General features: G+C 66.8%; 13 protein-coding genes. 6 read left to right on the top strand and 7 right to left on the bottom strand.

Annotated elements, in window-relative coordinates; all coding sequences use genetic code 11:
• Nucleotides 1–30 precede the first annotated feature (30 nt).
• From D6M19_RS25730 to D6M19_RS25740, 3 genes are read left to right on the top strand one after another with little or no spacing between them, the layout of a single operon-like run.
• The gene (locus tag D6M19_RS25730; protein WP_123028107.1) at nucleotides 31–2,985 is read left to right on the top strand and encodes a bifunctional [glutamine synthetase] adenylyltransferase/[glutamine synthetase]-adenylyl-L-tyrosine phosphorylase; all 2,955 of its coding nucleotides are present in this window, start codon (nucleotides 31–33) and stop codon (nucleotides 2,983–2,985) included.
• A gap of 17 nt (nucleotides 2,986–3,002) precedes the next feature.
• Nucleotides 3,003–3,623 carry a PaaI family thioesterase gene (locus tag D6M19_RS25735; protein ID WP_123028146.1) on the top strand — a complete coding sequence of 207 codons (621 nt, stop codon included), beginning with the start codon at nucleotides 3,003–3,005 and terminating at the stop codon, nucleotides 3,621–3,623.
• On the top strand, nucleotides 3,620–4,480 hold the full coding sequence (locus D6M19_RS25740; RefSeq protein ID WP_123028108.1) for a TIGR03619 family F420-dependent LLM class oxidoreductase: 861 nt from the start codon (nucleotides 3,620–3,622) through the stop codon (nucleotides 4,478–4,480). The genes D6M19_RS25735 and D6M19_RS25740 overlap by 4 nt, the downstream gene beginning before the upstream one ends.
• 83 nt (nucleotides 4,481–4,563) lie before the next feature.
• Here D6M19_RS25740 and D6M19_RS25745 read toward each other — a convergent pair whose 3' ends face one another.
• Together D6M19_RS25745 and glnA are read right to left on the bottom strand one after the other, a co-directional pair.
• The gene (locus D6M19_RS25745; protein WP_123028109.1) at nucleotides 4,564–5,085 is read right to left on the bottom strand and encodes a DoxX family protein; all 522 of its coding nucleotides are present in this window, start codon (nucleotides 5,083–5,085) and stop codon (nucleotides 4,564–4,566) included.
• Between the two features lie 62 nt (nucleotides 5,086–5,147).
• The gene (glnA, locus tag D6M19_RS25750; protein ID WP_123028110.1) at nucleotides 5,148–6,584 is read right to left on the bottom strand and encodes a type I glutamate--ammonia ligase; all 1,437 of its coding nucleotides are present in this window, start codon (nucleotides 6,582–6,584) and stop codon (nucleotides 5,148–5,150) included.
• 122 nt (nucleotides 6,585–6,706) lie between these two features.
• Here glnA and D6M19_RS25755 point away from each other — a divergent pair, with 122 nt between their 5' ends.
• A complete protein-coding gene (locus D6M19_RS25755) occupies nucleotides 6,707–7,183 on the top strand; it encodes an RDD family protein (RefSeq protein ID WP_123028111.1) in 477 nt (158 codons plus the stop codon).
• 72 nt (nucleotides 7,184–7,255) lie between these two features.
• Here D6M19_RS25755 and D6M19_RS25760 read toward each other — a convergent pair whose 3' ends face one another.
• The 5 genes from D6M19_RS25760 to sucB are packed head-to-tail and all read right to left on the bottom strand — an operon-like array spanning nucleotide 7,256 to nucleotide 12,372.
• Nucleotides 7,256–8,011, bottom strand: coding sequence for a DUF4191 domain-containing protein (locus tag D6M19_RS25760; protein WP_123028112.1), 756 nt, complete (start codon nucleotides 8,009–8,011; stop codon nucleotides 7,256–7,258).
• A gap of 4 nt (nucleotides 8,012–8,015) precedes the next feature.
• On the bottom strand, nucleotides 8,016–8,987 hold the full coding sequence (lipA, locus tag D6M19_RS25765; RefSeq protein WP_123028113.1) for a lipoyl synthase: 972 nt from the start codon (nucleotides 8,985–8,987) through the stop codon (nucleotides 8,016–8,018).
• Nucleotides 8,984–9,655, bottom strand: a complete 672-nt coding sequence (lipB, locus tag D6M19_RS25770) for a lipoyl(octanoyl) transferase LipB (protein WP_123028114.1) — start codon at nucleotides 9,653–9,655, stop codon at nucleotides 8,984–8,986. The genes lipA and lipB overlap by 4 nt, the downstream gene beginning before the upstream one ends.
• Nucleotides 9,652–10,554, bottom strand: a complete 903-nt coding sequence (locus D6M19_RS25775) for a TIGR01777 family oxidoreductase (RefSeq protein WP_123028115.1) — start codon at nucleotides 10,552–10,554, stop codon at nucleotides 9,652–9,654. The genes lipB and D6M19_RS25775 overlap by 4 nt, the downstream gene beginning before the upstream one ends.
• Nucleotides 10,555–10,560: 6 nt before the next feature.
• Nucleotides 10,561–12,372, bottom strand: a complete 1,812-nt coding sequence (gene sucB / locus D6M19_RS25780; RefSeq protein ID WP_123028116.1) for a 2-oxoglutarate dehydrogenase, E2 component, dihydrolipoamide succinyltransferase — start codon at nucleotides 12,370–12,372, stop codon at nucleotides 10,561–10,563.
• Between the two features lie 158 nt (nucleotides 12,373–12,530).
• Between sucB and D6M19_RS25785 the strand changes: the two genes are divergently transcribed.
• Together D6M19_RS25785 and D6M19_RS25790 are read left to right on the top strand one after the other, a co-directional pair.
• Nucleotides 12,531–12,887 (top strand): oxidoreductase, encoded by a 357-nt coding sequence (locus tag D6M19_RS25785; RefSeq protein ID WP_123028147.1) that lies wholly within the window; start codon nucleotides 12,531–12,533, stop codon nucleotides 12,885–12,887.
• 10 nt (nucleotides 12,888–12,897) lie between these two features.
• Entirely contained in the window at nucleotides 12,898–14,661 is a 1,764-nt protein-coding gene (locus D6M19_RS25790) for an SDR family oxidoreductase (protein WP_123028117.1), read from the top strand.
• The last annotated feature ends 1 nt before the right edge of the window (nucleotide 14,662 follow it).

Here is a 14,662-nt window from a genome sequence, read left to right on the forward strand (position 1 = left end):
CCTGCGCTACGGGCTGCGATAGCTTTTAGTGTGGCCAAACCTGCGACGCAGCGACCCAAGTTGCCCAGCGTTGGCCGGCTCGGGTTGGTCGAACCGTCGGCCACCGCTGATCTGAACCGACTCGGCTGGAACACCGACGCGCACGTCGAGCTGCTGTGGTCGCTGTCCCGGGCCCCCGACGCCGACGTCGCGCTGAAGACGATGGTCCGGCTGGCCGAGGCGTCCGGCCGGGACTGGGACGAGCTCAACCACGCGCTACTCAAGGACAAGGGCCTGCGCGGCCGACTCTTCGGTGTGCTTGGCTCGTCGCTGGCGCTGGGCGACCATCTGGCCGCCCACCCGCGGTCCTGGCATCTGCTGGCGGGCGAGGTGAAGTTGCCCTCGGCAGCCGACCTGCTGGCCGAGTTCACCGAGGTTGCCGAATCGGTCAGTGGCACAAACGATGTACGGCCTGTCCTTCAGACGCTGTACCGAAACCGGCTGCTGGTGCTCGCAGGCCTTGATGTCGCATCGGTTGTGGAGAACGAGCCGGTGCTGCCGTTTCCCGTGGTCGGCGAGCATCTGTCGGACATGGCCGACGCCGCATTGGCCGCCGCACTCAAGGTGGCGACCAGATCGGTGTGTGGCGAGGACGGCCAGCAGCCGCGGCTGGCGGTGATCGCGATGGGCAAGTGCGGCGCCCGTGAGCTGAACTACGTGAGCGACGTCGACGTCATCTTCGTCGCCGAGGTGGCCGACGGCGCCACCACCAGGGTGGCCGGTGAGATGATGCGGTTCGCGTCGGAGGCGTTCTTCGAGGTCGACGCGGCGCTGCGCCCGGAGGGTAAGCGCGGTCAGCTGGTCCGGACGCTGGACTCGCACATCGCCTACTACCAGCGCTGGGCCAAGACCTGGGAGTTTCAGGCGCTGATGAAGGCGCGGCCCGCGGTCGGTGACGCGGAACTCGGTCAGCAGTACATCGCGGCGCTGATGCCGATGGTGTGGACGGCGTGCGAGCGCGAGGACTTCGTGCCGGAGGTGCAGGCCATGCGTCGCCGCGTCGAGGCGTTGGTGCCCGCCGATGAGAGGACCCGAGAGCTCAAGCTCGGCACCGGCGGGCTGCGAGACGTCGAGTTCGCCGTCCAGCTGCTGCAGCTCGTACATGGCCGCAACGACGAATCGCTGCATGTGGCGTCGACGATCGACGCGCTCTCGGCCCTGAGCGCGGGCGGGTACATCGGCCGCGACGATGCGGCCAACCTGACAGCGTCGTACGAGTTCTTGCGGCTGCTCGAGCACCGGTTACAGCTGCAGCGCCTCAAGCGCACGCACATGCTGCCCGACGAGGGCGATGTCGAGGCGATGCGGTGGCTGGCCCGCGCCGCCCACATGAGGCCGGATGGTCAGCGCGATTCGCTCGGGGTGTTGCGCGAAGAGCTCAAGCGGCAGAGCCACCGGGTGTCCCGGCTGCACGCGAAGCTGTTCTACCAGCCGTTGCTGGAAGGGGTTGGCCGGCCGGCGATGTTGACGCCGCAGGCCGCCGAACGCCAGCTCGCAGCGCTCGGATATGAAGGGCCACAGAGCGCTTTGACGCATCTTGCCGCGCTGACCGGGCATACCGGCAGGCGCGGCAGGGTGCAGCAGGTGTTGTTGCCCACGCTATTGGACTGGCTGTCCGACACGCCGGATCCCGATGCTGGGCTGCTGGCCTACCGGCGGATAAGCGACGAGCTGTCCGACCATCGGTGGTACCTGTCCACGCTGCGCGACGAGGGCGCGGTGGCGAAGCGGCTGATGCACGTGTTGGGAACGTCGGCGTATGTGCCCGACCTGCTGATGCGGGCGCCGGAGGTCATACGGCAGTACGCGGACGGGCCGAACGGGCCGAAGCTGCTCGAGGTCGAACCCGATGGGCTGGCGCGGGCGCTGGTGGCCTCGGCGGGGCGCCATGCAGATCCGGTGCGCGCGATCGCGGCTGCGCGGACATTGCGCCGTCGAGAACTGGCGCGCATCGCATCGGCGGACTTGTTGGGAATGCTTGGGGTCGTTGACGTCTGCAAGGCGTTGACTTCGGTGTGGGTCGCGGTGCTGCAGGCGGCGTTGGAAGCCGTCATCCGCGCGAACACACCGTCAGACGGTAATGCGCCCGCGCGAATCGCTGTGATCGGCATGGGTCGGCTTGGCGGCGGCGAGCTCGGTTACGGGTCCGATGCCGACGTGATGTTCGTGTGCGATCCGAACACCGGCTTCGACGAATCCGGTGCGGTGCGATGGTCGATCACCGTTGCCGAGCAGGTGCGTTCGTTGTTGGGCACACCGAGCGCCGATCCGCCACTGGAGGTCGATGCGGGTCTGCGACCCGAGGGGCGTAACGGTTCGCTGGTGCGAACACTGTCTTCATACGCGACGTACTACGAGCAATGGGCGCAGCCGTGGGAGATTCAGGCACTGCTTAGGGCGCATCGGGTCGCGGGGGACGAGGAGCTTGGTGAGCGGTTCCTGCTGCTCGCCGACAAGACGCGGTACCCGTCGGGTGGTGTGTCGGCCGAGGCGGTGCAGGAGATTCGTCGCATCAAGGCGCGGATCGACTCCGAACGCTTGCCGCGTGGCGCAGATCCCAACACACACACCAAACTTGGTCGCGGCGGCCTGGCCGACATTGAGTGGACGGTTCAGCTGCTGCAGCTTCGGTATGCGCACAAGACGCCTGCTCTGCACAACACATCGACACTGCAGACGCTGGACGCGATTGGCGCGGCGGAACTAATCGCCGAGGGCGACGTGGATCTGCTGCGGGAGGCGTGGCTTACGGCGACGCGGGCGCGAAACGCGCTGGTCCTGGTGCGTGGCAAGCCGAACGACCAACTGCCGGGGCCGGGCAGGCAGCTCAACGCGGTCGCGGTGGCCGCGGGTTGGGACAGCGGCGACGGCAGCGAATTTCTCGACAATTATCTGCGGGTGACCCGTCGGGCAAAGACGGTGGTACGAAAGGTCTTTGGTGGTTAATTCACGTGGCTGAGCCGATAGATTTTGCGTTCGAGGAGATCAGCGCCGCCGAACACGATCGGTTGAAATCTTTGTATACGCCGTTGATCGATTCGGTGCGTCGGCTGATTCAGGCGGGCATTCAATCGAGCGCGGACGAGGCGGCGATTCGTGAAGCGCAGTCATTGATCGAGGCCGCGGTCGACAAACTCGGGACCGGGCCTGGCGAGCAGGTTCGCCTTGCGGTGGGCCAACGCCCCGTGGTGTGGGGAAATCCGGTGACCGGGTTTCGCAACGCGATTGCGCCGCCCCTCGTCATAAGCGAGGAGCCGGATGGCTTGTGGTGGAGCGAGTTCGAGCTGGGGGAGGCATACCAGGGGCCGCCGGGGTGGGTGCACGGCGGCGTTCTGGCCATGGTGCTCGATCAACTGCTCGGTGAAGCTGCCAGCGAAGGACTGACCAAGCCGCTGTTCACCGGGACTATCACGCTGCGGTACCTGCGCGGTACGCCGTTGGGGAAGCTGCGGGCGGAGGCGGCGATCGAGCGGACTGATGGTCACAAGACGTTTGTGAGTGGTCACATGTACGACGCCGAGGGTAAGACGGTGGAGGCGGAGGGAATCTTCATCAAGCCGGTGTGGGCGAGGGACGCGGGATGAAGTTCTATGTGAGCACGGCGTTCCGCGAACTGAAGGAAGCGGTCGAGATCGCCAAGGCCGCTGACGATCTCGGCTACCAGGGTGTCGGGATTCCGGACCACATCATCAATTTGGAGACGTTGTCGACACCGTATCCCTACACGCGTGACGGGAAGCGGCGCTGGGAGGAATTCACTCCGTGGCCCGATCCTTGGGTGCTGGTGGGCGCGATGGCACAGGTGACGACGGGCTTGAAATTCGTCACGACGGTGTACATCCCGGCGATGCGGGACCCCTATGCGGCGGCGAAAGCGATTGGTACGGCGGCATATCTGTCCGACGGGCGGGTGGAGCTGGGCGTTGGGGTGGGCTGGTGTGAAGAAGAGTTCACGTTGATGGGCCAGCAGTTCGCGCGGCGGGGTAAGCGGACGGACGAGATGTTGGAGCTGTTCCGGGCGCTGTGGCAGCCGGGGTGGACGGAGTTCGACGGCGAGTTCTACAAGACGCCGCGGCTGGAGATGGAGCCGACGCCGCCGAGAATCCCGATCTATGTCGGCGGACTGAGCGATGTCGCGCTTCGGCGAGCGGCGCGCAACGACGGATGGATCGGCGACTTGATCTCCACGGACCGGGCGATCGCGGGCGTCGAGCGGGTGCGGGAACTGCGCGCCGAGAACGGTTTGTCGATGGCCGGTTTCGAGGTCCTGACACCGTTGACCGATGCCTTCATGCCCGAGCACTACGAGCGCGCGGAAGCTGCGGGCATCACAGGGATCATCACGATGCCGTGGATGTTCTACGCCGGACCGGATGCAACGCTTGACGAGAAAATCGACGGCATGAAGCGGTTTCGCAAGGACCTGGCCCTGGACCGCTGAATGCGGCGGTTGGCAAACCCACTGTGTAGCGGAGCCTGCCGTCGATCGGCTGAGCCGATGACGGAGAAGACGTAAGGAAGTTCCTACCGGCGGAAGCGGTCGAGTAGTCCTGGCCGTCGGCGCGGCGGGTCGTCGGCCACGCGGTCGACCCGTCGGCGCGGAGCCCCAACGGTTCGCCGGACACCCGGCCGTCGGCGGGCGTCTGCTGACAACGTGCCCGCACCCGTCGTCGCGATCAAAAGGAACGCGAAGCAGAACATGATGGCGAGCTCGCCGCCGTTGGCGATCGGCCAGAAGCTCGCGCCGCCGCCCTTGAGCGGCGGCCAGTGCTGATAGAAGTACGCGAACGCCATCTCACCGGAGGCGATGAATGCCGCGATGCGCGTAACGAACCCGACGGTGATCAGAATGCCAAGGACGAACTCGATCAGCCCCGCCCACCAAAATGGCCAGGCGCCCACCTCGACCGGGCCGCCAGGCGCCGCGACCGGCCAGCCGAACAGCTTCTGCGAGCCGTGGATCGTATACAGCAGCCCAAAGATGATGCGGAAAGCGCTCAAGACAGGGGAGTGATAACCCGCCAAGCGGGCGTCCAGGTTGCTCATAGCTGACCCTAGCGCGCAAAAGGGCCGGGCGATACGCTCGCCCGGCCCAGATGCTGTGCTGGTTACACGTCGTAGTACAACGCGATCTCGTACGGGTGCGGACGGATCTGCACGGGCAGGATCTCGTTCTCGCGCTTGTAGGAGATCCACGTCTCGATCAGGTCCTCGGTGAAAACTCCACCCTCCGTGAGGTATTCGTGATCCTCCTCGAGGCGGTCGATCACCGCTGCCAGCGAGGTCGGCGCCTGCGGAATGCCCGCGGCCTCCTCCGGCGGCAGTTCGTAGAGGTCCTTGTCGACCGGGGCCTGCGGCTCGATCTTCTTCTTGATGCCGTCCAAGCCGGCCATCATCATCGCCGCGAACGCCAGGTACGGGTTGCCCGAGCTGTCCGGGCAGCGGAACTCGAGGCGCTTGGCCTTCGGGTTGTTGCCGGTGATCGGGATGCGCACGCAGGCCGAACGGTTGCGCTGGCTGTACACCAGGTTGATCGGCGCCTCGTAGCCCGGCACCAGTCGCTTGTACGAGTTCACCGTCGGGTTGGTGAACGCCAGCAGCGACGGCGCATGGTGCAGGATGCCGCCGATGTAGTGGCGTGCGGTGTCCGACAGACCGGCGTAGCCCGACTCATCGTGGAACAGCGGCTTACCGTCCTTCCACAGCGACTGGTGGGCGTGCATCCCTGAGCCGTTGTCGCCGAACAGCGGCTTGGGCATGAACGTGACGGTCTTGCCCGCCGCCCACGCCGTGTTCTTGATGATGTACTTGAACAGCACCAAGTCGTCAGCCGCGTGCAAAAGGGTGTTGAACTTGTAGTTGATCTCAGCCTGTCCCGCGGTGCCCACCTCGTGGTGGCCGCGCTCCAGGACAAAGCCGGCGTTTTGCAGGTTGGTCGCCATCTGGTCACGCAGGTCGACGAAGTGGTCGTACGGCGCGACGGGGAAGTACCCGCCCTTGGGGCGGACCTTGTAACCGCGGTTCGCGCTGCCGTCCGACTCGAACGGCTCACCGGTGTTCCACCAGCCGGCTTCGGAATCGATCTCGTAGAACGTGCCGTTGATCCGCGAGTCGAAGCTCACCGAGTCGAAGATGTAGAACTCGGCCTCTGCCCCGAAGAAGCACGTGTCGGCGATGCCGGTGCTGGTCAGGTAATTCTCCGCCTTGCGGGCCACGTTGCGCGGGTCACGCGAGTACGCCTCGCGGGTGAACGGATCGTGCACGAAGAAGTTGAGGTTCAGCGTCTTGGCGGCCCGGAACGGGTCGATGCGCGCGGTCTCGGGATCGGGCAGCAGCATCATGTCCGACTCGTGAATGGACTGGAAACCGCGGACTGACGAGCCGTCGAACGCCAATCCGTCCTCGAACACGCTCTCGTCAAACGCCGACGCTGGGATCGAGAAATGCTGGACGACGCCGGGCAGATCGCAGAACCGGATGTCGACGTACTCGACTTCTTCGTCCTTGATCTGCTTGATGATGTCGTCGGCGGTCTTATCTGCCACTGAAGACTCTCCTTTTATCTTTGTGTTAACCCGGGGCATGACGCTATGGACACGATGTTGCACTGCAGTCAACCGTATGTTGCGCCGAAGTTACGCAATTCCTCCAGACCTATGCTGGAACCATGCCTTCCAGCTTCGGTTCCTGGCTATCTGGTCCGCCGCCCGTCGGGCCGGAACCGACAGACCAGCGACCTAATGATTATCCAGGTCAGCGGCTGGGGCTACCCCCCAGCGGGCCTGAATCGCTTGCGCGGATGGGCAGGCGCATCGGAGCCCTGTTCGTCGACTGGCTGATCGCCTACGGCCTGGCCGCCCTGGCCATGACATTCGGGTGGTTCAGCGTGCAGACGCTGTCCACCGCAGTGCTGTTGGTCTGGTTCGTGCTTGGCGCGGTATCGGTCCGGCTTTTCGGGTTCACTCCAGGCCAGTACGCGCTCGGCCTGATCGTGGTGCCCGTCGACAACCGGCTCCATGTCGGGTTGGGGCGTGCGGTGGTCCGCGGCCTGCTGATCGCGCTGGTGATACCGCCGCTGTTCACCGACTCCGATATGCGCGGGCTGCACGATCGGCTGACCAACACCGCGGTGGTGCGGCGCTAGCCTCCGAGATCGACGAACTGGTGCGATCTACTCGCACTTCTGCGCCCAAACGTACGTTTGGGCGTCATTGAGCTAGCGTCTGCGTACCGTGCGCTGCATGCCGCGCATCTTCGCCGCGTTCGGCATCGGGCCTTTCGGCATCGCCGCCGGGCCGACCTTGGAGCCAAGCGCGCCCAGCCGCGACTCCAGCGAGTCCATCTGCTTGACGGTGATGTTCGCGGGCAGCTTGTTCAGGTGGCGTTCCAGCTTCGCCAGCGGCACCTCGTCGGTGCCGTTGCCGATCACGACGTCGTAGATCGGGACGTCGCCAACCAGCCGCGCGGTTCGCTTCTTCTCCTGCGCCAGCAGCGGTTTCACCCGCGCCGCCGAGCCTTCGCCGACGAAGATCACACCCGGCCTGCCGATGACACGGTGCACGGCATCGAGATGGCCGGTCGCCGCGACGCCCGGGGTGACGCGCCACTTGCCGCGCAGGTTCTCCAGCGCCCATGCCGCCGCGCCTGCCTGACCTTCGGCCTTGTGATAGACCGCTTTCTGCGCCCGGCGGGCGAAGATGATGAACGCCACCAGCGCGCCGAGCACCACGCCAAGCGGGATCAGCGTGAACATCGTGATCCCGCCCGCGAACACCCCGGCCACCACCGAGGCCGCCACGATCAGCACAAAAGCGCCGATCATGTACGGCAGAAGGCGCTTGTCCTCCTTGCGCTGGATCTGGAACGCCTGCCACAGCTGACTGCGGCGCTGCTTGGATGCGGCCTTGCGAGTGGCCTTGGCCTCGGCCTTGGCGGCCTTGACTTCGGCCTTGCTGCGGGTGGTCTTCGCCATTGGTTCAGGATACGGGTGGGTGTGAAACCCTCGAGCCCGCTGCCTGCGAATAGAGGCGACCGGCCCGATACGACGACCGCACCAGCGGCCCGGCGAGTACCCCGGCAAAGCCGAGCCCCTCCGCGAAGGCCGCGAGCTCGACGAACTCATCTGGATGGACCCAGCGTTCCACCGGGTGATGACGCGCCGACGGCCGCAGGTACTGGGTGATCGTGACGATGTCGCAGCCCGCGTCCAGTAGATCCGTCAACGCCGTGCGCACCTCGTCCGTTGTCTCGCCCATGCCGAGGATCAGGTTGCTCTTGGTCACCAACCCGTAGTCACGCGCGGCGGTGAGCACCGCGAGGCTGCGGTCATAACGGAACGCGGGGCGGATCCGCTTGAAGATTCGCGGAACCGTTTCGACGTTGTGCGCCAACACTTCTGGCCGTGATTCGAATACCTGCTCCAGCAACGCGGGTTCACCGTTGAAGTCGGGAATCAGCAATTCGACGCCGGTGCCGGGGTTGAGCTTCTTGATGTAGCGCACCGTTTCGGCGTACAGCCACGCGCCGCCGTCTGGCAGGTCGTCTCGGGCCACCCCGGTGACGGTCGCGTACCGCAGGCCCATGGTGGCAACGCTTTCGGCGACCCTGCGCGGCTCGTCGCGGTCCAGGTCGGCCGGTTTGCCGGTGTCGATCTGGCAGAAGTCGCAGCGCCGCGTGCACTGCTCGCCGCCGATCAGGAACGTCGCCTCCCGGTCCTCCCAGCACTCGTAGATGTTCGGACAGCCGGCTTCCTCGCAGACGGTGTGCAGGCCCTCGCGCCGAACCAGGTTCTTGAGCTGCGTGTACTCCGGGCCCGTCTTCATCCGGGTCTTGATCCACGGCGGCTTGCGCTCAATCGGAGTCTGCGCGTTGCGGACTTCCAGGCGGAGCAGCTTGCGGCCTTCCGGAGCCGCATGGCCGGCGACATTGGATTCCGGGACGACACTCACGACGTCAACGCTACCCGCAGCCGGCCCTCCAGCGCGTCGCACACAGCGGCCGTGACGCGGTCGACGACGTCGTCGACGCCGACGTGGCGGCCGAGTTCGGCTGTCAGCGAAGTGACCCCGGCGTCGGCGATACCGCACGGCACGATCGCGGAGAACGCGCTCAGGTCGCAGTCGCAGTTCAACGCGAAGCCGTGCAGGGTGGTCGCCCGCGACACCCGGACCCCGATCGCGCCGACCTTGCGGGCCGGGCCCCTGTCGTCCGCAGGCACCCACACACCCGACCGGCCGGCGACGCGCACGGTTTCCAGCCCCAGCTCGCCGCACACATGGATCAACGACTCTTCAAGGCGCCGAACGAAATTAACCACATCGAGCGGTTCAGCCAGACCGATAATCGGATATCCGACCAGCTGACCGGGGCCGTGCCAGGTGATCTTGCCGCCCCGGTCGGTGTCGATGACGGCAGTTCCGTCGGCCGGGCGCTCCTCGGGCAGCGTGCGGCGCCCCGCGGTGAAGACCGACGGGTGCTCGAGCAGCAGCAGCGTGTCGGGTCCGCCTGCGACGCGCGCGTCGGCCAACTCCTGCTGCAGAATCCAGGCGTCCTGGTAGTCGACGGTGCCCAACGGCCGAACGTCGATCGGTGTGGTCGCCGACCGGATAGAACTCACGATTCGACGGTACTCGTGACGTAGGCCAATGCCTCGCCGACGGTGTTGTGGCGGAACTCATAGCCCGCGCGTTCGAGCGCCGCGGGGATGGCGCGCTGCCCGCCAAGCAGCCCTTCCTCGGCGAATTCGCCCAGCAATGTCTTCAGGGCGAATCCCGGAACCAGAAGGGCTGTCGGCCGGTTCAGCGCACGGCCCATCGCCGTCGTGAACTCGGAATTGGTCACCGGCGCAGGGCCGGTGAAGTTGACCGGGCCGGCGAGCTCGTCGTGAAAGATCGCGTACAGCAGCGCGCGGACCTGGTCTTCGAGGCTGATCCACGGCATGTACTGCCGGCCGCTGCCGAGCCGCCCGCCCAGACCCAGCGAGAACAGCGGTCGCAGCCGGCTCAGCATCCCGCCGCGCGGGGACAGAACCAGCCCGGTCCGGGCCAGCACGACGCGCACGCCCGCGTGCTGCGCCGGTGCCGTCGCAGCCTCCCAGTCGCGGCACAACTGGGCGAGAAACCCGCGCCCCTGAGGAGCCGTCTCGTCGGCGATCCGGTTGCCGGTGTCGCCGTAGTAGCCGACCGCGCTCGCGTTGATCAGCACACCGACCCCCGCCTCGGCCACCGCCGCGGACAGCACCTCTGTGGGGTCGATCCGGCTGTCGCGCAAGCTCTGCTTGAACGCGCCCGACCACCGTTTGGCGCCGACGTTGACGCCGCACATGTTGACGGCGGCGTCCACCCCGCGCAGCGCGCTCGCATCGAACTCCCCGGTGTCCGGATTCCAGAACAGCTCTTCGGAATTCGACGGTGCCCGGCGCACGATGCGCAACACCCGGTGGTCGGTGGCCCTCAGTGCATAAACCAGCGACGCGCCGATCAGTCCCGAGGACCCCGCAATCGCAACGGTGGCCACGTGGCTCTACAGCCCCAGGTCCGCCTCGAAGGCGCCCTCTTCGAGCCTGCGCTTGATTGTGGTCAGGAAGCGACCAGCGTCCGCGCCGTCCACCAGGCGGTGGTCGTAGGTCAGCGGCAGATAGCAGACCGAGCGCACGCCGATCGACTCGTTGCCGCTCTTGTCGACCACCACACGGGGACGCTTGACGATCGCACCGGTGCCCAGCATCGCCGCCTGCGGCGGCACCAGGATCGGGGTGTCGAACAGCGCGCCCTGACTGCCGATGTTGGTGATCGTGAAGGTCCCGCCCGACAACTCGTCGGGCTTGAGGTTGCCCGACCGCGCCCGCGCCGCGATGTCGGCGATGGCCCGCGCCAGACCTCCCAGCGACAGGTCGCCCGCGTTGTGAATGACCGGCGAGAGCAGGCCCTGCTCGGTATCCACCGCGAAACCGAGGTGCTCGGCGTCGTAGTAGGTGATCTCCTTGGTGTCCTCGTTGTAGCTGGCGTTGACGTTCGGGTGCGCCTTGAGCGCGTCGACGACGGCAACGGCGAAGAACGGCAAGAACGTCAGGTTCACACCCTCACGTTCGGCGAAGCTGGCCTTCGCCCGCGCCCGCAGCGACACGATCTTGGTCATGTCGACCTCGTGGGTCTGCGTCAACTGCGCTGTGGCTTGCAGCGATTCGCGTGTCTTCTTCGCAGTGATCTGCCGGATGCGGTTGGCCTTCTGGGTGGTGCCGCGCAGATGCGCCAGCGCTGAGGCGGGCTCAGCCTTCGCGGCGGGCGCCTGCGCCTCCTTCTTGGCGGCGGGGGCCTCCTGTGCCGGTGCCTTCTTGGCTTCGGCCGCGGCCAGCACATCCTGCTTGCGGATGCGCCCGCCGACGCCGCTGCCGGTCACCGCCGCGAGGTCGATGTCGTTCTCGCTGGCCAGTTTCCGCACCAGCGGTGTCACGTACGGCGCGCCGTCACCTGACGGTTCCGAAGCCGCTTCCGGCTCAGGTTTGGGCTCCGGTTTCGGCTCGGTCTTCGGTTCCGGCTTGGCTTCTTCCTTGGGTTCGGGCTTCGCCTCTTCCTTGGGTTCCGGCTCGGGTTCCGGCTCGGGCTCGGGCTCGGGCTCGGGTTCCGGTTCGGCCTCTTCCTTGGGCTCTTCCTTGGGTTCGGGCTCTTCGGCGGGCGCCGCCCCGGCGTCGCCGATCTTGCCGAGTTCGCCACCGACGGCGACGGTGTCGTCCTCCTCGGCGGTGATGCTGATCAGCGTGCCTGCCACCGGCGATGGGATCTCGGTGTCGACCTTGTCGGTGGACACCTCCACCAACGGGTCGTCAACCTCGACGCTGTCGCCGACTTCCTTCAGCCAACGCGTGACGGTGCCCTCGGTGACCGACTCGCCCAGCTCGGGCATCAGCACCGGGGTGGCGTCGCCGCCGCCTGACGAGGCTGCCGGCTTCTTCTCGGGTTCGGACTTCTCCTCGGGTTCGGCGGCGGCTTCGGGCTTTTCCTCCTCGGCGGCGGGCTCGGGCTCCTCAGCGGGCTCTTCCGCAGGCTCCTCGGCGGGTTCCTCGGACTTCGGCTCCTCGCTACCCCCGTCGTCCTCGTCCTCGTCGCCGATCACGGCCAGCTCGCCGCCGACCTCGACGGTGTCGTCCTCTTGGGCCACGATCTTCTTCAACACGCCTGCCGCGGGGGACGGGATCTCGGTGTCGACCTTGTCCGTCGAGACCTCGAGCAATGGTTCGTCCAGCTCCACCGTGTCGCCCTCTTGCTTGAGCCACCGGGTGACGGTCCCCTCGGTGACGCTCTCGCCGAGTGCCGGCATCTGGACGGAAGTTGCCATGTCTATTGACTCCCTCGAACGGTTGGTCGTCACGGGTCGAATGCCGGTTCCCATCCTGTCATGTCGAGCCCGACCGCTCGCCCCAGACCTGCACAGCTGTTGCTCTGGCACTATCGATGGAGGTGGAGCGCGGAAGCTCCGGAAGGAGTACGGCCGTATTGGGACTGTTCGACAGGTTTCGGCGTGCCGGGTCACGGCGCGGCAGCGGCGGCAATGATCCCGCCGCCGACCTGGCATACCTGCGGGAGTGGGCCGCCCAGCGCGCAGGCGTCGAGGCGTTTATCGAGCCGAAGACCACGGTCACCGAGGTCACCGTCGTGCTGGTGGCCGGCGACGGTGAATGGACGCGGCGTCGCGCAGGCGGCGATTCGGGCGCACGGCGGCTGAGCGATCGGCTGCAGATTCCGGTCTACGACGTGCAGAAGGTCGGCTACCCGCAACGCATGCGCGACTACGACGCCCGCCGCCGTATCGAACGGGAACGCGCCGCTCGGCGGGAGCTGGAAGACCGTTAGGGTACGGGCCGTGCAGGACACAATCCGCGAGCGCTTCGTCGACAGCACCGGCGGTGTTCGCATCGCCACCTACGAGCAGGGCAACCCCGACGGGCCGACGCTGGTGATGGCGCACGGCTGGCCCGATTCCCACGTGTTGTGGGACGGGGTCGTCTCGCGGCTGGCCGACCGGTTCCGCATCATCCGCTATGACAGCCGCGGCGTGGGCAAATCGTCTGTGCCCAAACCTGTTTCGGCATACAGAATCGCCCGGCTCGCCGATGATCTCGGTGCGGTGATCGCGGCCGTCAGCCCCGGCGAGCCCGTACATCTGCTTGGCCACGACTGGGGTTCGGTGGCCGCGTGGGAGTACCTGGGCCGGCCGGGTGCCTGCGATCGGGTGGCCTCCTTCACCTCGGCGTCCGGGCCTGGCATCGCCCACTACGGCGGGTACATCTTCGACAGCCTCAAGCGGCCGTACCGGCCCGTGCAGTTCGGCAGGGCCGTCGACCGCCTTCTCCGGCTCGCGTACTGGTACCCGTTCGCGGCGCCGGTGGTCGCGCCTGCGGTCTTCAAGCGCCTGATGCGGCGCAGCGCCAACAAGCTGTTGACCGACCGGGTGCCCGCCGACCAGCGTTACCGCAGCGAAACCGCGTGCGTCGACCTCGTCAACTCACTGAAAATCTATCGCGCGCTGGCGGTTTCGCCACCGACCGAGTTCCCCGCCGACCGCTACGTCAGCGTGCCCGTGCAGTTGATCGTCGGCGCCAAGGACCCGGTGGTCCGCCCGCACGGCTTCGACGACCTGTCGCGCTGGGTGCCGCGACTGTGGCGGCGCGATATCAACGCGGGCCACTGGTCGCCGATGTCGCATCCGCAGGTGCTGGCCGTGGGTGTCGCCGAGCTGGTCGACTTCCTCGAGGGCAAGCCCGCAAGTCGCGCATTGCTGCGCGCACAGGTCGGCCGCAAGCGCGACGACTTCGGCGACACGCTGGTGTCGGTCACCGGTGCGGGCAGCGGCATCGGCAGGGAGACCGCCTTGGCCTTCGCGCGCGCGGGCGCCGAACTGGTCATCAGCGACGTCGACGAGGCGACCGTCAAGGACACCGCCGCCCAGATCGTCGAGCGCGGCGGTGTCGCGCACCCGTACGTGCTCGACGTGTCCGACGCCGACGCCGTCGAGCGGTTCGCCGATCAGGTGTGCGCGGAACATGGCGTGCCGGACGTGGTGGTCAACAACGCAGGCATCGGTCAGGCCGGCGAGTTCCTGGACACGCCCGCCGACCAGTGGGAACGGGTGCTCGACGTCAACCTCGGCGGTGTCGTCAACGGCTGCAGGGCATTTGGGAAGCGCCTCGTTGCGCGCGGAACCGGCGGGTACATCGTCAACGTCGCCTCGATGGCGTCGTACTCACCGTCGAAATCGTTGAACGCCTATTGCACGTCGAAGGCCGCGGTGTACATGTTCTCCGATTGCCTGCGTGCCGAACTCGACGCCGCAGGCATCGGGCTCACCACGGTCTGCCCAGGCACCATCGATACCAACATCGTGCACACCACTCGGTTCGACGCACCGGACCGCTCGGACGAGAGCGTCGAGATTCGACGGCGGCAACTGGAGCAGGGTTTCCGGCGTCGAAATTACGGCCCGGACAAGGCGGCAAAGGCGATCGTGTCGGCGGTCAGGAAGAACAAGCCGATCCGGCCAATCACCCCGGAGGCCTACCTGCTCTACGGCACGGCCCGGGTGCTGCCGCAGGCGATGCGCAACGCGGCACGCGCAAAGATCGTCTAGC

Origin of the sequence: Mycolicibacterium stellerae, assembly GCF_003719305.1 — a bacterium.
In the GTDB taxonomy this organism is placed as follows: Bacteria; Actinomycetota; Actinomycetes; order Mycobacteriales; family Mycobacteriaceae; genus Mycobacterium; species Mycobacterium stellerae.